General features: G+C 62.3%; 14 protein-coding genes and 1 pseudogene. 8 read left to right on the top strand and 7 right to left on the bottom strand.

The features are described 5' to 3' along the window. The gene (locus AAGF34_RS22925; protein ID WP_342618016.1) at positions 1-3,558 is read right to left on the bottom strand and encodes a transglutaminase family protein; all 3,558 of its coding nucleotides are present in this window, start codon (positions 3,556-3,558) and stop codon (positions 1-3) included. 165 nt (positions 3,559-3,723) lie between these two features. Between AAGF34_RS22925 and AAGF34_RS22920 the strand changes: the two genes are divergently transcribed. The 4 genes and pseudogenes from AAGF34_RS22920 (at position 3,724) to AAGF34_RS22905 (ending at position 9,484) form a co-directional block, all read left to right on the top strand. Continuing rightward, the gene (locus tag AAGF34_RS22920) at positions 3,724-4,572 is read left to right on the top strand and encodes a ComEC/Rec2 family competence protein (RefSeq protein WP_342618015.1); all 849 of its coding nucleotides are present in this window, start codon (positions 3,724-3,726) and stop codon (positions 4,570-4,572) included. 743 nt (positions 4,573-5,315) lie between these two features. Beyond that, a pseudogene (locus AAGF34_RS22915) lies at positions 5,316-6,977 on the top strand (DNA internalization-related competence protein ComEC/Rec2); the annotation flags it as partial. A gap of 89 nt (positions 6,978-7,066) precedes the next feature. Beyond that, a complete protein-coding gene (locus tag AAGF34_RS22910) occupies positions 7,067-8,524 on the top strand; it encodes a circularly permuted type 2 ATP-grasp protein (protein WP_342618014.1) in 1,458 nt (485 codons plus the stop codon). Between the two features lie 3 nt (positions 8,525-8,527). After that, positions 8,528-9,484 (top strand): alpha-E domain-containing protein, encoded by a 957-nt coding sequence (locus tag AAGF34_RS22905; protein ID WP_342618013.1) that lies wholly within the window; start codon positions 8,528-8,530, stop codon positions 9,482-9,484. A gap of 13 nt (positions 9,485-9,497) precedes the next feature. On the opposite strand, the gene AAGF34_RS22900 is transcribed toward AAGF34_RS22905, so the two are convergent. After that, positions 9,498-11,060 (bottom strand): methyl-accepting chemotaxis protein, encoded by a 1,563-nt coding sequence (locus AAGF34_RS22900; RefSeq protein WP_342618012.1) that lies wholly within the window; start codon positions 11,058-11,060, stop codon positions 9,498-9,500. Between the two features lie 139 nt (positions 11,061-11,199). Here AAGF34_RS22900 and AAGF34_RS22895 point away from each other — a divergent pair, with 139 nt between their 5' ends. Beyond that, entirely contained in the window at positions 11,200-12,069 is an 870-nt protein-coding gene (locus AAGF34_RS22895) for an HDOD domain-containing protein (RefSeq protein ID WP_342618011.1), read from the top strand. 24 nt (positions 12,070-12,093) lie between these two features. Here the strand turns inward: AAGF34_RS22895 and AAGF34_RS22890 are convergent, their stop codons facing one another. The 5 genes from AAGF34_RS22890 to AAGF34_RS22870 form a co-directional block, all read right to left on the bottom strand. Then, a complete protein-coding gene (locus AAGF34_RS22890) occupies positions 12,094-13,353 on the bottom strand; it encodes an SPOR domain-containing protein (RefSeq protein WP_342618010.1) in 1,260 nt (419 codons plus the stop codon). Between the two features lie 3 nt (positions 13,354-13,356). Then, complete coding sequence (gene mltB, locus AAGF34_RS22885) at positions 13,357-14,328, bottom strand: lytic murein transglycosylase B (RefSeq protein ID WP_342621165.1); 972 nt, start codon at positions 14,326-14,328, stop codon at positions 13,357-13,359. 206 nt (positions 14,329-14,534) lie between these two features. Further along, positions 14,535-16,604, bottom strand: coding sequence for a DUF3488 and transglutaminase-like domain-containing protein (locus AAGF34_RS22880; protein ID WP_342618009.1), 2,070 nt, complete (start codon positions 16,602-16,604; stop codon positions 14,535-14,537). After that, entirely contained in the window at positions 16,601-17,599 is a 999-nt protein-coding gene (locus AAGF34_RS22875) for a DUF58 domain-containing protein (RefSeq protein WP_342618008.1), read from the bottom strand. The genes AAGF34_RS22880 and AAGF34_RS22875 overlap by 4 nt, the downstream gene beginning before the upstream one ends. A gap of 5 nt (positions 17,600-17,604) precedes the next feature. Further along, on the bottom strand, positions 17,605-18,525 hold the full coding sequence (locus AAGF34_RS22870) for a MoxR family ATPase (RefSeq protein WP_342618007.1): 921 nt from the start codon (positions 18,523-18,525) through the stop codon (positions 17,605-17,607). Positions 18,526-18,566: 41 nt separating this feature from the next. On the opposite strand from AAGF34_RS22870, the gene AAGF34_RS22865 reads away from it, so the two are divergent. The 3 genes from AAGF34_RS22865 (at position 18,567) to AAGF34_RS22855 (ending at position 21,696) form a co-directional block, all read left to right on the top strand. Beyond that, entirely contained in the window at positions 18,567-19,520 is a 954-nt protein-coding gene (locus tag AAGF34_RS22865) for a histone deacetylase family protein (protein WP_342618006.1), read from the top strand. A 22-nt stretch (positions 19,521-19,542) separates the two neighbouring features. Further along, positions 19,543-20,823, top strand: a complete 1,281-nt coding sequence (locus AAGF34_RS22860) for a mechanosensitive ion channel domain-containing protein (protein WP_342618005.1) — start codon at positions 19,543-19,545, stop codon at positions 20,821-20,823. 123 nt (positions 20,824-20,946) lie between these two features. Next, complete coding sequence (locus AAGF34_RS22855) at positions 20,947-21,696, top strand: electron transfer flavoprotein subunit beta/FixA family protein (protein WP_342618004.1); 750 nt, start codon at positions 20,947-20,949, stop codon at positions 21,694-21,696. The last annotated feature ends 24 nt before the right edge of the window (positions 21,697-21,720 follow it).

Here is a 21,720-nt window from a genome sequence, read left to right as displayed (position 1 = left end):
TCAGCCCCTGCGCAAATCCTTGGTGAACGGAAACTCCTTGCTGGCCGCCACGTTGATGGTGGCCGGGGGAATGACCAGGGTGCCAGGCGTATGGCCCATGGCGGCAAAGCGCGACAGGCGGCGGCTCTCGGCCTCAAACGCGTTGACCGGGAAGTTCTCGTAGGCCAGGCCGCCCGGGTGGGTAACGAAGTACTGGCAGCCACCCACCGAGCGCTTCATCCAGGTGTCCACGATGTCAAAGGTCAGCGGCGCATGCAGGCCGATGCTGGGGTGCAGGCTGCTGGGCGGGTTCCAGGCCTTGTAGCGCACACCGGCAACAAATTCGCCCACCGTACCCGTGCTCTGCATGGGCAAGGCCTTGCCGTTGCAGGTGATGACGTAGCGGCTCTCGTTGAGGCCGCTCACGCGCACCTCCATGCGCTCCAGGCTGGAGTCCACATAGCGCGCGGTACCACCGGCACTGCTTTCCTCACCCATCACATGCCAGGGTTCCAGCGCGTTACGCAAGGTGAGCTCGATGCCCATGGACTGCACACCACCCACCAGCGGAAAGCGGAACTCGAAATGCGGTGCAAACCAGCTCTCATCGAATGCATAGCCGGCCTGCTTCATCTCACCGATGACATCGTGGAAGTCCATCTGGATGAAAGTCGGCAGCATGAAGCGGTCATGCAGCTCGGTGCCCCAACGGGTGACCGGGGCCTTGTAAGGCGTTTTCCAGAAGCGGGCCACCAGGGCACGCAACAGCAACTGCTGCACGCTGCTCATGTGCGGATGCGGCGGCATCTCGAAGGCGCGCAGTTCCAGCAGCCCCAAGCGGCCCGTGCTGGAATCGGGCGAGTACATCTTGTCGATGGAGAACTCGCTGCGGTGGGTGTTGCCGGTAACGTCGATCAGGATGTTGCGCAAGGTGCGGTCCACCAGCCAGGGCGGCATGCTCTGGCCATAGGTTTCGCGGTTCTTGTAAATCTGCTCGATGGCGATTTCCAGCTCGTACAGCTGGTCGTTGCGCGCCTCGTCCACACGCGGTGCCTGGCTGGTCGGGCCGACAAACATGCCGCTGAACAGGTAGCTAAGGCTTGGGTGGTTGTGCCAGTACAGCAGCAGGCTGGCCAGCAGTTCGGGTTTGCGCAAAAAGGGGCTGTCCGCCGGTGTGGCGCCACCCATCACGAAGTGGTTGCCGCCACCGGTGCCGGTGTGGCGACCATCGGTCATGAACTTCTCGGCCGACAGGCGCGACTCGAAGGCCGCGTTGTACAGGAACTCGGTGTTGTAGACGAGTTCCTTCCAATGGGTAACAGGGTGGATGTTGACTTCGATCACGCCGGGGTCGGGCGTGACTTGCAGCAGCTTGAGACGTGGATCGCGCGGAGGCGGGTAGCCTTCCAGCACGATCTTGACCTTCAGCTCGGTGGCAGTGGCTTCGATGGCGGCCAGCAGGTCCAGATAGTCCTCCAGCAGTTCCAGCGGCGGCATGAACACGTACATCACGCCGGACTTTTCCCCCACAGCCTCGGCCTTGGGGCCGTTGGCGCGGCGCGGGTCACGCACTTCCACGCACAGCGCGGTGCGGGTGATCCAGTGGGCAGACTCCTGCCGGTTGGGCATGCGGGCAAAGTCGGCCGGTTCTGCCTGGGCGCTGCTTTGGGCATTGGCCGCGACTGCGCTGCTTGCCGCACTGGCGCGGCTCTGGGTTTTGCGCGCGGCTTCACTCTGCGCGCCGGTGCCAGCCAGATACGGTGTAGCGCCACCTGGAGCACCGTTGCTGCCCAAGGTACCCGCCTTGTCGGCTCCTGTTGCCGCCGTTGAGCCAGCAACCGAGCCGCCCGGCGCATAGCGCTGTGCAAATGCGGCATGCGGGGGCAACGCGCCGCGCGGCGCGGTCGGGTCCAGCTCCACCAGATAGGGATAGTCGCCTTCGCTGACCCAGGGCAGGGAGTCCAGCGGCAGGCGCAGGCCCATGGGGGAGTCGCCGGGCATCAGGTACATGCGCTCGTCCCGGAAGAACCAGGGGCCGGTCTTCCACTCAGGGCCGGTCAGGCGCGGGCCGTCACTGGACTTGAGTGGCAGCACAAAGCCCACCACCGAGTCGAGCTTTTGCTCGAACACGCGGCGCAGGCGCGAGCGTTCCATCTCGTCGTCCAGGCGCGACTTGAAGGGGTCCACATTGACCGGCAAGCGGCGTTCGCGCCAGAGGTAGTACCAGGTGTCCTCGTAGGCGGGCTGCACGTATTTGTCGGTCAGGCCCAGGCGAGCCGCCAGGGTGCGGATGAAGCGGCCCGCTTCCTCGCTGCTGTAATGCGTGGGGTTGCGCTCGTCCACAAATAGCGCGGGATTTTTCCAGACCGGTTGCTTGTCGGCGCGCCAGTAGATGTTCAGGGCCCAGCGCGGCAATTGCTCGCCCGGGTACCACTTGCCCTGGCCGAAGTGCAGAAAACCGCCCTGGCCGTATTCGTCACGCAGCTTGTGCACCAGGGCAGTGGCAAAGCCGCGCTTGGTTGGGCCCAATGCGTCGGTATTCCATTCGGCCGCATCGCGGTCATCCACCGCGACAAAGGTGGGCTCGCCGCCCATGGTCAGGCGCACGTCGCCAGCAACCAGTTCGCCATCGACCTGCTCGCCCAGTTCCATCACCGCGTCCCATTGTTCCGGGGTGTAGGGCTTGGTGACACGCGGTGACTCGTACAGGCGGGTGACCTGCATGTGGTGGCTGAACTCGACCTCGCTCTTGTCCACGCCGCCTTCGATAGGCGCAGCGCCCGAGGGTTGTGGCGTGCAGGCCAGGGGGATGTGGCCTTCGCCCGCCAGCAGACCGGAGGTCGCATCCAAACCGATCCAGCCGGCACCGGGCAGGTACACCTCGCACCATGCGTGCAGGTCGGTGAAGTCCACTTCGGTGCCGCTGGGGCCGTCCAGTGCCTTCACGTCGGGCTTGAGCTGGATCAGATAGCCGGAAACAAAACGCGCGGCCAAGCCGCAGTGGCGCAGCAGTTGGACCATCAGCCAGGCCGAGTCACGGCAGGAGCCGGAGGCCTTGGTCAGGGTTTCATCCGGCGTCTGCACGCCGGGCTCCATGCGGATGGTGTAGTTCACATCCTTGTGCACCATCTGGTTCAGGTCCACCAGGAACATGACGCTGCGGCGCTTGGTGTAGTCGATCTTCTTGAGATAGCTCTCGACCAGCGGCGTCATCTTGTCCGCCATCAGGTAGGGCGCGAGCTCCTGCTTGAGGTTGGCTTCGTAGGTGAAGGGGAACTCTTCCGCCTCGGGCTCCAGAAAGAAGTCGAAGGGGTTGTACACCGCCATTTCGACCACCAGATCCACCGTGACCTTGAACTCGCGGGTCTTTTCCGGAAACACCAGGCGCGCCTGGTAGTTGGAAAACGGGTCCTGCTGCCAGTTCAGAAAATGGGTCTCGGGCTCGACCTTGAGCGAATACGAGATGACCTTGCTGCGGCAATGGGGCGCCGGGCGCAGGCGGATGACCTGCGGGCCCAGGGCCACCAGCCGGTCGTAGCTGTAGTGGGTAACGTGGTTGAGCGCTGCGTGAATGGACATAGGTGGTGTATCTCGGTAGATAGGTGCTTGGGCCTCGTCTGGCGTGTGCAGGTCGCTTCGATAGTAGCAAGAGTTCATTGTCCGGCTTTGACAGCCGTCACCTTGGTAAAAGCAAGAGACGGGCCATCCCGCTTGGTGCCTGCCCGAACCGCTAGCATGCAGGGCATGGCCGAAGTGCATCTTTTCAGCTCAGACCCACCGCACCAGCGCGTCGGCCCCTTTGCCGCATTGCTGGGCTGGGTGCTGGGGGCGGCCCTGCAACTGCAGCAGGCTAACCTGTGGCCGCTCCGGGCCTACCTGCTCCTGGCGCTGGCGGGTCTGGCGTGGTGCGTGTGGCAACGCCGCCGGCCGGCCTGGGCACGGAAGCACCGACAGTTGGGCTGGTTGCTGGCGATGGCACTGCTCGGGTTTGCCAGCACCGGTTTGCGTTGCCTGGCATACGAGACGCGAACCCTGCTGCCGGCGCTGGAAGGGCGGGACGTGCAGGTCACGGGCGTGGTCGTCGACATGCCGCAGCGCAGTGAGGCCGGCTTGCGCTTTACCTTGGCCATCGAGGCGGCCGTGTTGGACGGGCAACCAGTGGACATGCCACCCCGGGTTGATGTGGGCTGGTACACCACCGGTGTATCTGCAACAGGCGATACGGTGGCCTTGCAGCGCCAGCCCGAGGACGTGCATGCCGGAGAGCGTTGGCGCATGACCTTGCGGCTCAAGGCGCCACACGGCAGCCGAAACCCTTTTGGCTTTGACTACGAACTGTGGTTGTGGGAGCGCGGGGTCCAGGCAACGGCCTATGTGAGGGCCAGTGCAGCGGACCCGGTACCGCAGCTGCTGGGGCAGACCTGGACGCACCCGGTGGCGCTGCTGCGTCAGACGGTACGTGAGCGCATTGCGACCCATGTGGAGCAGCGTCAGTATGCAGGGCTGATTGCCGCATTGGTGGTGGGCGACCAGAACGCTATAGATGGTTTTGGGAAAAAGAGTTCTTCCTTGAGCTATTTCCTCAATAAATAAAGAAAAACTGAGGAAAATCAACGAACTTTTAAGAAGGGCTAACTCTTCGAGCTGCCCAAACCACATTTGGGCGGGCAAATGAGTGCTTCCCTGGCATATTGGGTCCTTCCGCACATGTGGGTAAAAGAGTCTTTCTCTGACCGAAAAGATTGCATCCGCAAGAGTGCACCAAATTTGAATCAATCTGCTCTTTGGATGCTGAGGCACCCAATGGGGGCGGTTAGTTGCACTCCCGCACTTTGTTAGGAGCGGATTTTCAAGGAGCGTTTTCGATAAGTACTGCCGAATGCTGCCGGAGAAGTTTTCTATTGCCGGGTACTCTTGCGAAGGCTGTGTAGCTCTTTGCCATATCGCTGCATCACGTTGGCGATCATTTCCGGAAGGCCAATTTCCAAGCCTAAAGCGAACGACTCAATTACCCATGGCATATCTCAGGGAATCACTATTTGCCCAATAAGTGGAAAATTCCTTATAAATCAACGGTCAGTTACATTCTCTAACGCCTGAGAGAGAAGGAGGCTGCAGTTATTGCCTTTGAGTGTGCAATGTTGAGGTTTCCTGCAAGGTAGGACAAATTTCAGCTGCCCATTCGGAAAGCCGCTATTGGCGCGGGTTTCGGCGCTTTAGGGAATAACTCTTTTATCCTGCGCTTTCACTGAAATCGAGACTCAGGGAAGAACTATTTACCCAAAATTCCTAGGGAAGAACTCATTGCCCAGGGAAGGACTAAATTACCAAAAACCATAGACCGGGTGGACTGGGACGTGTTTCGTGCTGCGGGAGTGGCGCATCTGGTCAGTATCTCCGGTTTGCACATCACGATGTTCGCCTGGGCTGCTGCCTGGCTGGTCGGCTGGCTGTGGCGCCGATCGGGGCCCTTGTGCTTGTGGTTGCCCGCACCCACCGCCGCCCGGGTCGGCGGCCTGGCACTGGCCTTGGCGTATGCCGTGTTTTCGGGTTGGGGGATTCCGGCGCAGCGCACCTGCCTGATGCTGGGTATCGTGACCGTGCTCAGGCTGTCCGGAGCGCGTTGGCCCTGGCCGCAGACCTGGATGCTGGCGTGTGCGGCGGTGGTGGCCATGGATCCCTGGGCGCTATTGCAGGCTGGCTTCTGGCTCAGTTTTGTGGCGGTGGGTGTTCTGTTTGCCACAGATGACGGCGCCTTGCGCGAGCCGGTTGCGGATGGCCGGCTGCAGGATGCCGCGGCGCGCCTGCGCGCCATGCTGCGCGAGCAATGGGTGGTCACGGTGGCACTGGCGCCGCTCACGCTGTTCCTGTTTGGGCAGTTGTCCATCGTCGGGCTGGTGGCCAATGCCTTTGCCATTCCCTGGGTCACGCTGGTGCTCACGCCGCTGGCGATGGCTGGCGTTGCCTGGCCGTGGTTGTGGAATTTGGCAGGCAGCGCCATTGCGCTGCTGCTGTCCGTGCTGCAGGCGTTGGTGGCTTGGCCCTGGGCCACACTGGCATTGCCTGCGGCGCCCTGGTGGCTGGCAGCGGCCGGTGTTGTGGGCGGGATTCTGCTGCTGGCGCGTCTGCCCTGGCATGTACGCGGTCTGGGGCTGCCGCTCCTGTTGCCGGTGCTGCTGTGGCAGGCGGCGGTTCCGGGCCACGGTGCGTTCGAGTTGTTGGCGGCCGACGTGGGGCAGGGCAATGCCGTGCTGGTGCGCACGGCCAGTCATGCGCTGTTGTACGACGCCGGGCCGCGCTACAGCCTGGAGAGTGATGCCGGACACCGCGTGCTGTTGCCCCTGCTGCAGGCCCTCAACACGCGTCTGGATACGGTGGTGATCAGCCACCGCGATACCGACCATATCGGCGGCGCTGCGGCGGTTCTGACCATGCAACCCCAGTCCACCCTGCTGAGCTCCATTGCGGCGGACGACAGGCTGCAAGCTGTGCATCCGGCGCAGCGCTGTGTGGCGGGCCAGCATTGGGAGTGGGACGGCGTGCAGTTCGACATGCTGCATCCGCAGGCTGGGGATTACGAATCACCGCGCAAGCCCAACGCGCTGTCCTGCGTGCTGCGCATCCAGAGTGCCGCCATGCCCGTGCCCGTGGTGGCATTGTTGGTAGGCGATATTGAAAAGCCCCAGGAGGATGCGCTGGTTGCGGCCCAAGCTGCCATCAAGGCAGACTTGCTGCTGGTCCCTCACCACGGCAGCAAGACCTCCAGCAGCGATGCGTTTCTGGATGCCGTGCAGCCGCATGAAGCATGGGTTCAATCGGGGTATCGCAACCGCTACGGACATCCGGCTGCCACGGTCTTGCAGCGCTACCAGGAGCGCGGCATTGTGGTGCGTGACTCGCCTCATTGTGGTGCTATGCAATGGCTCTCGACAGAGCCTGCGCAGGTGCACTGCACGCGTACCGAAAGCGTGCATTACTGGAGTCACCGTGTTCCATAGGAGTGCATGAGTCGAGCGATGAATCAGGGTTAGTATGTTGGTGCGAAGCTTGCTTAGAAGATCAACAGAGATTGAGTTCAAGAGGATTTATGCAGAAATTTGACGAGATGTACACCAAGCTGCCCTACGAGTTCTTCTCCAAAGGTGAGCAAATCCGCGATCACTACAAGATCTACGATGAGTGGCTGGCCCGCCAACCTGGCGACATGATGGCCAAGCGGCGCGAGGAGGCGGAAATGATCTTCCGCCGCGTCGGCATCACGTTCGCGGTGTACGGTGAGAAGGACGAGAGCGGAGCCGGTACCGAACGTCTGATTCCCTTTGACCTCATCCCCCGCATCATTCCTGCCCACGAGTGGGCCAGCATGGAAAAAGGCCTGGTGCAACGCGTCAATGCGCTCAACCGCTTCATCCACGACATCTACCACGAGCAGGAAATCCTCAAGGCCGGCGTCGTGCCGCGCGACCAGATCGAGGGCAATGCCCAGTTCCGCCCCGAGATGGTGGGCGTGGACGTGCCGCACCAGATCTATTCCCACATCTCCGGCATCGACATCGTGCGTGCGCCCGACGCCAAGGGCAACGGCGAGTACTACGTGCTGGAAGACAACCTGCGCGTGCCCAGTGGTGTGAGCTACATGCTGGAAGACCGCAAGATGATGATGCGGCTGTTCCCCGACTTGTTCAGTGCACACCGCGTTGCACCGATCGCGCACTACCCCGACCTGTTGCTGGAAACGCTGCGCGCCAGCAGCCCCGAGACCAGCGCCGACCCCACGGTGGTGGTGTTGACTCCCGGCATGTACAACAGCGCCTACTTCGAGCATGCCTTCCTGGCCCAGCAGATGGGCGTGGAACTGGTCGAAGGCCAAGACCTTTTTGTGAAGGACAAGTTCGTCTACATGCGCACCACGCGCGGACCGCGTCGCGTGGACGTGATCTACCGCCGTGTGGATGACGACTTCCTGGACCCCACCGTGTTCCGCCCGACCTCCACCCTGGGTTGTGCCGGGCTGGTGGATGCCTACCGCTCGGGCCATGTGACCATCTGCAACGCAGTGGGCACGGGCATCGCGGACGACAAGTCCATCTACCCGTATGTGCCCAAGATGATCGAGTTCTACCTGGGTGAAAAGCCCATCCTGAACAACGTCCCCACCTACATGTGCCGCAACAAGGACGATCTGGCCTACACCCTGGCCAACCTGAAGGATCTGGTGGTCAAGGAAGTGCACGGCGCCGGTGGCTACGGCATGCTGGTGGGACCGGCTGCAACCAACGCAGAAATAGAAGACTTCCGCAAGGCCCTGCTGGCCAATCCCAGCGGCTACATCGCGCAGCCCACGCTCAGCCTCTCGAGTTGCCCCACCTTTGTGGAAAGCGGCATCGCACCGCGCCACATTGATTTGCGCCCTTATGTTCTCTCTGGCAAGACGGTGCAGATGGTGCCCGGCGGCCTGACACGGGTGGCCCTGAAGGAGGGCTCGCTGGTGGTGAACAGCAGCCAGGGCGGCGGCACCAAAGATACCTGGATTTTGGAGAACTAGAACATGCTGTCACGTACCGCCGATCACCTCTTCTGGATGTCCCGCTATACCGAGCGGGCCGAGAACACCGCGCGCATGCTGGATGTGAATTACCAGACTTCACTGCTGCCCCAATCCGAAGCCGTGGCCCTCATGGGATGGCAGGGCCTGCTGAGCATCAGCGAACTCACCGGTGCCTACAACAAGCGCTTTGAAACGGTCACAGCGCAGAATGTGATGAGCTTCATGGTCAAGGACGAAAGCAATCCGTCCTCCATCGTCTCCTGCCTGGGCGCTGCCCGGGAAAATGCGCGTGCCGTGCGTGGCACCCTGACCACCGAAGTCTGGGAGACGCTCAACCAGACCTGGCTGGAAGTCAAGCGCATGATCAAGAGCGGCGAGTTCGAGGCCGATCCCGCGCAGTTCTTTGAATGGGTGAAGTTCCGCTCGCACCTCTCACGCGGTGTCACCGTGGGCACCATGCTGATGGACGAGGCCCTGTACTTCATGCGCATGGGCACATTCCTGGAGCGCGCCGACAACACCGCGCGTCTGGTGGATGTGAAGTTCCATGCGGTGCAGAGCGACTTTTATGGCGTGGCCAATGAGCGCGACCAGGAATACGACTTCTACCACTGGAGCGCCATCCTGCGCAGCGTCTCGGCCTTCGAGGTCTACCGCAAGGTCTACCGCGATGTGATCCAGCCTGAGCGCGTGGCCGAGCTGCTCATCCTCAAGCCTGACATGCCGCGCTCATTGCACGCCAGCCTCAATGAGGTGGTGAACAACCTGGCCCTGGTCTCCAGCAATCCTGCCAGCGAAACTCTGCGTCGCGCGGGCAAGCTGCGCGCTGAACTCAAGTACGGCCGCATCGACGAGATTCTCGCCACGGGCCTGCACGCCTATCTCACACAGTTCCTGGACCGTGTGAACGATCTGGGCGCGCACATCAGCCGCGAGTTCCTGGTCGCGGGAGCCTGACGGCGCAGGGCGGTCACGACGTTTCCAGCTTGAATACGGAAACGTTGTGCACCAGGTCATCGGCCAGTGATTTCAGTCGCGCAGCGGCGTCGGCCATCTCGTGCACCAGGGCGGCATTCTGCTGGGTTGCATGGTCCAGTGAGCCAACAGCTTCACCAATCTGAGCCACTCCCAGTGCCTGCTCTTCGCTGGCACTGGTGATTTCGGTCATGATGTCGGTGACCCGCCGTATGGAGTCCACCACTTCCTGCATGGTGGCACCCGCCTGATCGACTTGCAGTGTGCCTTGCTCCACGCGTTCCACACTGGTACTGATCAGGGTCTTGATTTCACGCGCGGCCTCGGCACTGCGACCAGCCAGCAGGCGCACTTCACTGGCAACCACGGCAAAGCCGCGTCCCTGCTCGCCCGCCCGTGCTGCTTCAACGGCTGCATTGAGCGCCAGGATGTTGGTCTGGAAGGCAATGCCGTCGATCACGCTGATGATGGCGGAGATGCGTGTGGAGGCTTCATTGATGCCCTTCATGGTGTCTACCACCTGGCTGACCACGGCTCCACCCTTGGTCGCAACCGCCGAAGCACTCACTGCCAGCTGATTGGCCTGCCGGGCCGAGTCGGCATTGCGTTGCACTGTGGCATTGAGCTCCTGCATATTGGCAGCGGTTTCTTCCAGTGCGCTGGCCTGGTGTTCGGTGCGGGCCGACAGATCGGCATCGCTTTGGGCGATATCTGTACTGGCGGCGGCAACACCTAGCGCGCCGCGGCGAACCTCACTCACGATGGAGGCAAAGCTGCGCTGCATACCCTGTATGGCATGCAACAGACTGGTCTGGTCACCCGCACGCAGTTCAATGGGCGTGGCCAGATCACCACCGGCCATGCGCTGCGTAATTGCCACGGCCTTCACCGGTTCTGCACCCAGCAGCGAGATGACCCCGCGCGAGATCAGCATGCTCACCGCAATCAGCACAGCAGCGAACACCACGGTGGCCAACGTGGCGTGGAAGATCCGTTGGGAGATGTATTTGTCCACCGTGTCCACATACACCCCCGAACCCAGCACCCAACCCCAGGGCGCAAAGCCCTTGACAAAAGACACCTTCTGCACCGGCGTGTCGCTGCCGGGTTTGGGCCAGAGGTACCAGACAAAGCCACTGCCGTTGGTCTTGACCGTCTGAGCGAATTCCACGAACAGGTGCTTGCCGGTGGGGTCTTGGGTGTCGCTGACATCCTTGCCGTCCATTTCCGGCTTGATCGGATGCATCACCATGTGCGCATCCATGTCGTTGATCCAGAAGTACTCGTTGCCGCTGTAGCGCATCACCTTCAGGGCGTTCATGGCGCTCTTGCGGGCCTCTTCATCCGAGAGCTTTCCGGCGGCCACCTGAGCATGAAAGTGACTCACCACACCATGCGCCGTTTCCACCGCCTGCTGCACACCCAGTTGCCGCTCTTCCATGATGAGTGTGCGTTCAGTCACCAGCAGAAAGGCCACCAATGCACTGATGCCCAGCAGGCAGATGGCTGTCAGAAGTGCCAGTCGACGGGAAATCGTGAGGGAATCAAAATGAAACATGATCGTCTCCTCTTTACATGCGTGACACAAACATGTCACTTTTGCCGACTGTGGCACCTTCATCACCCCAAAGTCTTTGACTGAAGTCAACCGCGGACGCGAAACATCCCACCGATAATCTTTGTCAAAAGGGGCCTGTATGGACGTAGCTGAGATTGACCGGGAACTGGATCACGCGCGGGACAAGGGCCCTGTGAAGGACATCGTCATACCGCCTTGCCCGGACCTTTTGATGGAGTTGCGCAAGGAAGTAGGCAAGGGCGATCCGGACCCCGGAGAAATTGCGCGTATTGCCGCCAGCGACGTGGCCATGGCCGCATCCCTGCTGCGCATTGCCAACAGCCCTTTGTACGCACGCTCGCGTTCTGCTTCCACCGTGGCACAGGCCGTGGCCATGCTGGGTGTGGGGCAGACCATTGACATCCTGACGTGCTTTCTCACGCGCAACGCGATTCGGGTCAACTCACCGCTCATCGAGCATTTCTGGGAGACGTCCACCCGGCGCGCCATTGCCATGGGCTTCATTGCCAGGCAGCTGTATGGCGTGGACCCGGACATCGCCCATACCTGCGGACTGTTTTGCCACGTTGGCATACCCATCCTGTTGATGGGTGTCAAAGGCTATGCCGGAACGCTGGCCGAGGCTCTGGCGCGTCAGGATCGCAGCTTCGCCCAGACCGAGAATGCCGCCCACAAGACCGACCACGCGGTGGTGGGCGCCATAGTTGCCAAGACCTGGCGGCTACCCCCGGTGGTTGCGCTGGCCGTACGCCTGCACCATGACTTCACCATATTGCAGGACAAGGGCTTTTCGGAAGAAGTGCGTACGCTGGTTGCCATGGCACTGGTGGCCGAGACGCTGGTGGCGCGGCATGAGGTCGTTACAGTGCACCGCGAATGGGACCGGTTTGGAGCGGCCTGCCTGACCCATTTGAATGTGGTCGAAGCAGAGATGGACGCCTGGCTGGATACGCTGTACCCGCTGTTTGAAAGCGCTGCCGTGCTGTAAACGCCGCGCATCGGCACAGGTCTTTCAGGGCTTGAAGACCTGGGCCTCCAGATGCAGGCCGCGTATGGTGTCCGCCGCGCGGTCGGCCTCGGCCTGGGTCTCGAATGGACCGACCCGCACCCGGGTGCGCGGGCCCTTGGACGACTTGACCTCCTGCGATTGCGCGGGCAAACCGGCATCCTTGAGCTTGGTGTAGGCATTGCGGGCGTTGTTCTCGTCGGCAAACAGTCCCACGTTGACCACATAGCTGTCTGCAGTCTGCGCCGCAGCCGCCGGGCTGGATGCCGCCGGTTTGGGTTTGGCTGCGCGCGCACTCCTGGCGGCCTCTGCATGGGCCCGGGCTTCTGCCTTTGCCGCCTTCTTGCCTTTTGCGACCTTGGCCGGTTTTTCTGCTTTGGCCGGGGCTTGCGCCGTCGGCGTTGCAGCAGATGCGGCAACAGGTGTTGAAGCTGCCGGCGCAGGCGTTGGCGCGGAAACGGGCGTTGGCGTTGGCATGGGAGCGGAAGTCGCGCTCTGTGGTTCGGGTACTGCGGCCGAGTTGGCCACCTGCACCATACCCTGGCTCATGCGCGAAACGGTGTTGGATGCCTGCGTGGCCGGTGCCGAGGCGGTATCTTGCGGCGCAGATGCCATTGCTACTGCTTGCTTGCCCTGTGCGGCTTGCCACTCTTCCACGGTCGCGGTAGGCGCCTGGCCCATCTTGCTACTGTTCAGGGGCAAGCTACCGGTGTCAGGTAGGGACTGCACGATGACGGCCACCAGGGCGCACAGCACCACATTCAAGCCCGCGAGGAGCCCCAAGCGCCGCCGTCCGGCCAACTGCTGTTGCAGCAGGGTCTGCGCTTCTTCCAGCGTGGCGCTGTCGGCCAGCGCACGCTCGATGCGTTTGTTGGTTGCCGCATACAGCCAGGCATTGCCCAGCGCACCGGGTACCGCAATGGCTGCCAATACCAGCAGCGCCAACAATCCCCACAGGCCGCTGGAAGGGAGTTGGAATACCAGGCGACCAATGCCGAACAGCAGCAGGGCCGCAAACACCACCGCACCGCCGTAGGCCAGGGCTGCACCCCAGAGGCGCCGAAATGCCAGCCAGTTGAGCGTGAGCAGCGCCGCTTCCCAATTCCAGCTCAGGCTGCTGCGGCCGGCCGCATCGAAGCGGGTGAAGGCCTTGAGGTAGTAGTCCGTACGGATGGGGCCGAGTGCGGCGCGATACAGATCGATGGTGGCGCTGGCATCGGAGCGATCCAGCAGCATTTTTTCGGGGGCGGCGTTGGGTGGGGCCATGCCTTATTTTGTCACGCCACTTTCGCGCGTTGTGGCCATTTGGGTCTGCGAACCCATGGCATCGGCCACGGCCCGGCCCAGCTCAATGACGGCCATGGCGTAGTAGCTGCTCCAGTTGTAGCGGGTGATGGTGTAAAAGTTCTCAGTGCCAGCCAGGTACAGCGGTTCGGCGTCCCCGTTTTGCAGTTCAATCAAGGCCAGGGGGCCACCGTAGGTTCTTGCCGCTTCGTCCACTTGCACGCCCTTGGCGGCCAGCTGTTCCACGCTGAAGGTTGGCACGATGTCCGGTGCCATCAGGGCTTCCTTGTCAAACAAGGCCGGGTCCACGCTGACGCCAAAGTGGGTGGGCATGCCGCGTTGCCAGTTGAAGGCCTTGAAGTAGTTGGCGACTGACCCTATCACATCGGCCTGGCTGTTGAACAGATCCACGCGCCCGTCACCATCGAAGTCAATGGCGTACTTGACCCAGCTCGACGGCATGAACTGCGGCCAACCCATGGCACCGGCATAACTGCCGCGCAGCGCCAGCGGATCGGTGTGGGTGCGGGCGGTCAGAGCCAGGTACTCTTCCAGCTCCGACAGAAAGAAGGCAGTGCGGGCCTCGGCCTTGGGGTGGGCCGCGGGAAAGTCGAACGCAAGCGTGCACAGCGCATCGATCACGCGGAAGTTGCCGGTGTGCTGTCCATAGATGGTTTCCACACCAAGAATGCCCACGATGATGCTGGCGGGCACGCCGGTCTGTTCTTCGGCACGCTGCAATGTCTCGATGTTGGCCAGCCAGAATTGGGTTCCGGCCTTGATGCGCACGGGCTCCACGAAGCGGCTGCGGTAGGCCTGCCAGTTCTTGGGCACGCCTGCGGGCGGCGGGAGAATGGCCTTGGTGATGGCCGGTACAAGGCGTGCCTCACCGATCGCATGGCGCACCCAGTTCACATCCAGCCCACGGCGTGCGGCAATGGCATCGGCCTGTTGCATCACCTCCGGTCGGCTGGCATAGGGAGTGCCGGTTGCCTTGCTGTTGGTCGAAGCGGTTTTGGCCTTCACCTTGAGCTTGGTCTTGGCTTTGGAGGGCGCGGCGTGCCCTGCGTGATTTCTTTGGTAAGGAAGGGACTGGATGGCCGTAGCCGCATGGGCTGCGGTAGCGGCGCACAGCACGGCGGCAATTAGGAGGGCAAAGGGTTTCACGGTGTCTTGGGAGCTCGTTGAGGCCAGTGCAACTGGCGGTATTGCCGCTGCAGTGTACCTAGCGCGATACGCGTGGCATGTGCGTCCTGCGATGCAGGCGCATAGCGCCATGCCTCCAGACGCAATAGCCAATCGTGCAATTGCCGGATATCCGCGCTGGCCTGCCTGGAAGCTCCGCTCGGGTCGAAACCCCATTGCTTCCGCAAGGCCATCGCCAACTGCCGGGGTGCGGCATTGGCGTCCACGACCAGCCCAGCCTGTTCCAGGCGGTGCGCCGCGCCGTGCAGCAGACGCAGCCAGGGGTCCTGGCGCATGCGCTCCCACTGTGTCCAGGCCGCGCCTGCCAAACTGACCAGTACGATCAGACCAATGAGCAGATAGCTCAGGTCTTCCCAACCCGGTGATTCAAATCCGATGTTGCGCAGCAGGTCCAGTTGGCGCGCCTGCGAGTAGTTGAGCACCCACTGGTTCCAGCGGTTGTTGGTGGCTTCCCATAGCGCACGCAGATTGACTTCGAAGCCTGGGCTCAGCGTATTGAGCGCCTGGGCCACCAGTCCCGGTACCGGCACCAGACGCTGCAGCGAACCGGTGCGCCCCGGTGCCACGGCAGATGTGGGGTCCACGCGGACCCAGCCGCGGCCTGCCATCCAGACCTCTGCCCAAGCGTGGGCATCACTCTGACGCACTGTCCAGAATCCGTCGACCGCGTTGGGCTCGCCGCCCTGGTAGCCCGTTACCACGCGCGCCGGGATGTCCAGTGCACGCATCAGCAGCACAAAGCTCGATGCGATGTGCTCGCAAAAGCCCTGCTTGCGGTCAAACCAAAATTCGTCGGCCGTGTGGGTGCCGAACACACCCGGGTCTAATGTGTAGGTGTAGCCACCGGTGCGCAGCTTGTCCATTACCACCTCCACCAGCGCCGGCGCATTGGCACGGGCATAGCGCGGGTCGCGCCGTATGTCTTGTGCCAGTTGCAAGGTGCGCGGGTTGAAGCCTGGAGGCAGCTCGACCAGATCCTGCAAGCCCAGTTCCTCCTTCATAGGGCCGTGCCGGAAGGTGGTGTAGCTCTCTGCCTTGAAGCGCACCAGGTCCACCATCGGCCGGTCCGCCGTCCATTGCAGGTCCGCCTGCATGTGCACGCCGTAGCCCGGCAGTGCGGGCGCTTTCGGCGCGGCATCGAGCAAGGGCAACCAGGCCTGGTTGCTGCCTTCCAGCGTGACTTCGTAACGCACTGGGTCGCCACGCACCTCAAGCCGGTCTGCCAGTTGCATGTGCGCGGGAAAGCCGCTGCGCAGTGGCTTCCAGTCCCGTCCATCAAAGGTGGACAGCACCGGCCCGCGGAAGTACAGGTCGCGCTGGGCCGGCGGCTTGCCCTCGAAGCGGATGCGCATGGCAATGCTGTCGTCTAGCGCCAGATTGGCAATGCTGCCCACCCGCATGCTGTTGGACAGCCCGGTATGCCCGGCCCCGCCATCACCCGGCATGCCCCACAGCGGCGCGATGCGAGGGAACAGCACAAACAGCACCACCATGATGGGTGCACCTAGCAGCGCCATGCCCGCCGCCGTGCGTGCCGCCAGTGCCAGAGGCGGGCGACCCACCGGCATGTGGTGGTTGACCAGGGCCGTCAGCAGCCCCAGCAAGCCGATCACCATGGCGAACGCTGTCAACAGGCTTTGCGAGAAAAAGAAGTTGGACAGCAGCGTGAAGAAGCCCAGGAAGAACACCACAAAGGCGTCGCGCCGGGCATGCATCTCCAGTGTCTTGAGCGCCAGCAACACCACAATGAAGGTCACGCCGGCGTCGCGGCCCATCAGAGTGCGGTGGCTGTAGAACGTGGCGCCGCTGGCGGCCAACAGCATCAGCAGCAACAGCCAGCGCGAAGGCAAGGTGCCACCGCGAACCGCAATCCAGCCACGCCAGACCAGCACCAGCGCCGTCATCACGCTGCACCACAGGGGCAGGTGGTTGACCTGGGGCAGTGTGATCCAGGCAATCACACACAGCAGGAACAGCGTGTCGCGCGTGTCGCGGGGCAGATGCTGCAGACGGTCGAGGACATTCATCGCGGTGCAGCTCCATACAGAGCCAGGGCCGCCAGACAACTGCGCTTGTGCGCTTCGCCGCTATCCGGCGCGACTTCCACGCCCGGCAGTTGCAGTCCATAACGGAAGTCCTGCTGGTTGGCCAGCAGCACCCAGGCGCACAGGCGCGAGAGTCTGGCCTCCAGTGGCATGGAGACGCCGGTGTGCTGCAGGTCCAGCCAGAGCTCAAAGTGTTGGGCTTGCTGGGTGTCGCGGCTGACCAACTGGTCGGCCTTGGCCATTTTTTTCCACACCACCATCTTCAGCGGGTCGCCGCGCCGGTAGGCCCGCACCCCATCGAACTCGCCGCTGTTGTGCCGCTGTACCGTGTGGGCGCCAGCGGCGCTGGGCTCACCCGGCGGAAGCGGTGGCGGATGGATTTCTGGCGTCGGGTACACCAGTACCTGGGCGGCGGGACGCCAGACCGTCCATACCCGGAACGTGCCCATGGGAAAGTGGGTTTCCGCCGTGAGGGTGGGCAGTGCCTGCAGGCCCCGCTGCCGGGGGTGAAACGCCAGTGTGACCTTGGCACTTCCCTCTGGCGGCACATCGGTCCAGGTCCAGTGCTGCGTGCCCAGCACGGCCAGTCCAATGCCATAACGCGTGCGTTTGCGCTGGCTGTGCAGATAGATGGGAATGCTGGCCACACCGCCGGCAAAGCAGGGCTCGGGCGCCGTCAGGTGCAGGGTCAGGCCGCGCAGGGTGCCGTGGCACACATGCATGCCCACCACGGCACAACCCGCCAGCAAAAAGGTGAGAACGTAGCCAAGATTCAGTTGGTAGTTGATGCTGGCAATCAGCAACACCAGTAGGGTGACAGCCAACATCCAGCCCGGGCGTGTGGGCAGGATGTAGACCGTGCGCTGGGTCAGCGTGATGCTGTCGCTGGGTCTGAGGCGGCTGACCCAGAAGTGCTGTACCCGGGCACGCGCATGCTGCACCGGGTGCCATAGGGGGTGGGGGAGCGCAGCCTGCACGTCTCTTATGGCAGCGGTACCGCCGCCAGCATGGCCAGCACCTGCTCCCGTGGTCCGCGTGCCGCACTGTCCACGGGGACCAGGCGGTGGGCAATGGTTTGTGGCAGGATGGCTCGTACATCGTCGGGTGCCACATAGTTGCGCCCGCTCAGCAGGGCCTGTGCTTGGGCGGCCCGCAGGACCGCAATGCCGGCGCGCGGGCTCAGGCCTTGCACAAACCACTGACCGCTGCGGCTGGCCGCAATCAGGTCTTGCACATAGTCCAGCAGCGGGCCAGCCGTATGTACTGCGCGTACCGCAGCCTGCAACTGCTGCAGCTCACCGGTCCGCAAAACCGGTTGCAGTGCATCGGCCATGCCGCGCCGGTCGGTGCCACTGAGCAGTTCACGCTCCGCAGTACGGTCCGGGTAGCCCAGCGAGATGCACATGAGAAAGCGGTCCAGTTGCGACTCGGGCAGAGGATAGGTCCCGACCTGCTCCAGCGGGTTCTGGGTGGCGATGACAAAGAAGGGTTCGGGTAAGGGGCGGGTCTGGCCTTCCACCGAAACCTGTTTTTCTTCCATGGCCTCCAGCAGCGCACTTTGCGTCTTGGGGCTGGCGCGGTTGATCTCGTCGGCCAGCAGCACCTGCGCAAAGATGGGGCCGGGGTGGAATACAAAGGCCTCCTTGCCACGTTCGTACACCGAAACGCCGGAGAGGTCGCTGGGCATCAGATCGGAGGTGAACTGCACCCGAGAAAACTGCAGACCGAAGCTGCGCGCCAGCGCGTGGGCCAGAGTGGTCTTGCCGACTCCCGGCACATCATCGATCAGCAGGTGTCCACCGGCCAGCAGACAAGCGACACAGTCCTGGATCTGGGCCGACTTGCCCACAATCACCGTGTTAAGCTGATCCATCAAAGTATTGAGCGTATGTTGGGCGTCCATGGTTGGACGTTACCCGAATTTTCTGAAAAGCGAGTTTTCAGGTGAACAAGACAGGTTTCTTTTTTCACGGCGATTGCAGCCAGCATGAAATGGGGGCAGGGCACCCGGAATGCCCGCAGCGTCTTGCGGCCATCGAGAAGCGGCTGCAGACGCAGGGCGTGGCCGAACAGCTGCTGCGCCGGGAGGCACCTCTGGCCTCCATTGCCGATCTGGAGCTAGCCCATGACCGCATGTATGTGGCGTCGCTACGCGGTCTGACCGATGGCCTGCGCGATGAAGTGCTGGCAGGTGGCCCGGAGCATGCGCAGATCGATCCAGACACCAGCATCAATATCCACACTTACGATGCCGCGCTGCGTGCCGCAGGTGCCGCCGTTGCAGCAGTGGATGCGGTGATGGATGGTGAGATGGACAACGCGTTCTGCAATGTGCGCCCGCCCGGTCACCATGCCTGCCACGCCAAGGCCATGGGGTTCTGCTTTTTCAACAACGTGGCGGTGGCGGCGCGTTACGCACTGGAGCGTCGTGGCCTGCAGCGGGTGGCCATCGTGGATTTTGATGTGCACCATGGCAATGGCACCGAGGACATCGTCGCCGGCGACGAGCGCATCCTGATGGTGAGCTTTTTCCAGCATCCGTTCTATCCATATGGCGGCACAGCGTCCACGGCCAGCAATCTGGTGAATACGCCAGTGCCTGCCTATACCAAGGGTGAAGCCATCCGTGAATTGGTGGCATCCAGCTGGATTCCTGCTCTGGATGCGTTCCGCCCAGAATTGGTTTTGATCAGCGCCGGCTTTGATGCCCACCGTGAAGACGATCTGGGGCAGATGGGTCTGGTCGAGAGCGACTATGCATGGATCACCCTGCAACTGATGGAAGTTGCAGCACGCCATGCCCAGGGACGCATCGTCTCCTGTCTGGAAGGCGGCTACAACCTGGACGCACTGGCCCGCAGTGTGGAAGCACACGTGCGCGTCCTTGCGGGACTTTGAATAGATTGGAGTTGAGGAACCCATGGCAATCGTGCAAATCATCCCTGCACCCGAACCCATAGACGATTTTGAAGGCTGGCTGAATGCCTTTGCCCAGACCACGGTACTGATAGAGCTGGCGGCCTTGCTGGTCTGCGTGTTGCTGGCCTGGGCATTGGTGCGCGGGCTGCGGCGCGGTCTGGGTCTGCAGGAGGAGCGCTCCATCTGGTTTGGGCGGCGCAATATCGATGGCGTGCTGTTCCCGCTGGCGTTGCTGTGCCTGGCATTTGTTGCGCGCGAGATCCTTGCCAAACATGTGTCGGTGGCCCTCTTCAAAGTGGCCATCCCGGTGCTGGTGTCCCTGCTGGTGATTCGCGTGGGCGTCAAGGTGCTTCAAGTGGCATTCAGCGAGTCCAAGTGGGTACGTCCGCTGGAGCAAACCATATCCTGGGTAGCCTGGTTGATCATGGTGCTGTGGGTCAGCGGACTGCTTCCGGTGGTACTCAATGAGCTGGACATGATCACCTGGAAAGTGGGCTCTACTACGCTGTCGGTGCGCAATGTGCTGGAGGGCGCACTCACCGGCGGGGCTGTACTGATATTCACGCTCTGGATTTCCGCCGGAATTGAATCCAGGGTGCTGCGCAACGCCACCGGCGGCGAGTTGTCCCTGCGCAAGGCCATCAGCAATGCCACGCGTGCCTTGCTGATGTTCGTGGGTCTGATGCTGGCGCTCTCCGCAGTGGGGATTGACTTGACGGCGCTGTCGGTGCTGGGTGGTGCGGTCGGCGTCGGTATCGGACTGGGCTTGCAGAAGCTCGCCGCCAACTATGTCAGCGGCTTTGTCATCCTGGCCGAGCGCAGCATGCGCATTGGGGACAACGTGCGCGTGGACGGCTTCGAGGGTTTGATAACCCAGATCAATGCCCGTTACACCGTGATCCGGTCGCTCACCGGGCGGGAGTCCATTGTTCCCAACGAGCTAATGATCACCAGCCGGGTCGAAAACCTGTCCCTGGCCGATCCGCGTATCTACCAGTCCACGGTGGTTACGGTGGGGTACGACAGTGATGTGGATTTGGTCCGGTCGCTCTTGCTCAAGGCGGGACAAAGTCAGCCTCGGGTGCTCTCGGATCCTCCTTGCACGGCGACGTTGTCCAACTTTGGAGCCGATGGCCTGGAGTTCACCCTGGGGTACTGGATAGAAGACCCGCAGAACGGGCAGGGCAACCTCAAGTCCGACATCAATCTGGCCATTTTGGCGGCGTTGCGTGCCAACCAGATCGATATTCCGTACCCGCAGCGCGTAATACACCAGCGCTGACGAGAGGCGAAATAAAAAATAGTACGACCGTGCTATTTTTTGGATAATTAGCCGCATACAATCAAAAGAGTTGACGTGCACGTCAATTCCGAACACCCCATTACAAACTCTGGAGCAGCAAGCATGAAAGCAATGGTCGCGGTCAAACGCGTGGTGGACTACAACGTCAAGGTCCGGGTCAAAACCGACGGCACAGGCGTGGATATTGCCAACGTCAAGATGAGCATGAACCCCTTTGACGAGATCGCCGTCGAAGAGGCTGTGCGCCTCAAAGAGAAGGGCGTGGTCACCGAAATCATCGCCGTCTCCTGCGGTGTAGCCCAGTGCCAGGAAACCCTGCGCACCGCCATGGCCATTGGCGCAGACCGCGCCATCCTGGTGGAAACCGCTGCCGACCTGCAACCCCTGGCGGTAGCCAAGCTCTTGAAGGCTTTGGTGGACAAGGAACAGCCCGGCCTGGTGATCCTGGGCAAGCAGGCCATCGACGACGACTGCAACCAGACCGGCCAGATGCTGGCGGCCCTGGGCGACTGGCCCCAGGCCACCTTTGCCAGCAAGGTCGAGATCGTGGACGGCAAGTTGAAGGCTACGCGTGAAGTCGACGGCGGCTCCGAGTCCCTGTCCTTGACCCTGCCCGCCATCATCACCACCGATCTGCGCCTGAACGAGCCGCGCTATGTGACGCTACCCAACATCATGAAGGCCAAGAAGAAGCCGCTGGAGACCGTCAAGCCCGAAGATCTGGGGGTGGATGTGAACCCGCGCATCAAGACCTTGAAGGTCAGCGAGCCTCCGGCCCGCAGCGCCGGCATCAAGGTGAGCGATGTGGCCACATTGGTCGACAAGCTCAAGAACGAGGCGAAAGTCATCTAAGAACACAGCGACAAGGAACACACA

This window comes from Rhodoferax sp. GW822-FHT02A01 (genome assembly GCF_038784515.1).
In the GTDB taxonomy this organism is placed as follows: Bacteria; Pseudomonadota; Gammaproteobacteria; order Burkholderiales; family Burkholderiaceae_C; genus Allorhodoferax.
Note: the sequence above shows the minus strand (reverse complement) of the source record. Positions and strands in the feature narration are given on the sequence as shown.

Bases quoted from the DNA above. Each gene is read 5' to 3' on its own strand.
- AAGF34_RS22920 (WP_342618015.1), top strand. From the start codon at position 3,724: ATGGCCGAAGTGCATCTTTTCAGCTCAGACCCACCGCACCAGCGCGTC.
- AAGF34_RS22925 (WP_342618016.1), bottom strand. From the start codon at position 3,558: ATGTCCATTCACGCAGCGCTCAACCACGTTACCCACTACAGCTACGAC.
- AAGF34_RS22880 (WP_342618009.1), bottom strand. From the start codon at position 16,604: ATGAATGTCCTCGACCGTCTGCAGCATCTGCCCCGCGACACGCGCGAC.
- AAGF34_RS22910 (WP_342618014.1), top strand. From the start codon at position 7,067: ATGCAGAAATTTGACGAGATGTACACCAAGCTGCCCTACGAGTTCTTC.
- AAGF34_RS22900 (WP_342618012.1), bottom strand. From the start codon at position 11,060: ATGTTTCATTTTGATTCCCTCACGATTTCCCGTCGACTGGCACTTCTG.
- AAGF34_RS22870 (WP_342618007.1), bottom strand. From the start codon at position 18,525: ATGGACGCCCAACATACGCTCAATACTTTGATGGATCAGCTTAACACG.
- AAGF34_RS22860 (WP_342618005.1), top strand. From the start codon at position 19,543: ATGGCAATCGTGCAAATCATCCCTGCACCCGAACCCATAGACGATTTT.
- AAGF34_RS22895 (WP_342618011.1), top strand. From the start codon at position 11,200: ATGGACGTAGCTGAGATTGACCGGGAACTGGATCACGCGCGGGACAAG.
- mltB (WP_342621165.1), bottom strand. From the start codon at position 14,328: ATGCAACAGGCCGATGCCATTGCCGCACGCCGTGGGCTGGATGTGAAC.
- AAGF34_RS22855 (WP_342618004.1), top strand. From the start codon at position 20,947: ATGAAAGCAATGGTCGCGGTCAAACGCGTGGTGGACTACAACGTCAAG.
- AAGF34_RS22890 (WP_342618010.1), bottom strand. From the start codon at position 13,353: ATGGCCCCACCCAACGCCGCCCCCGAAAAAATGCTGCTGGATCGCTCC.
- AAGF34_RS22905 (WP_342618013.1), top strand. From the start codon at position 8,528: ATGCTGTCACGTACCGCCGATCACCTCTTCTGGATGTCCCGCTATACC.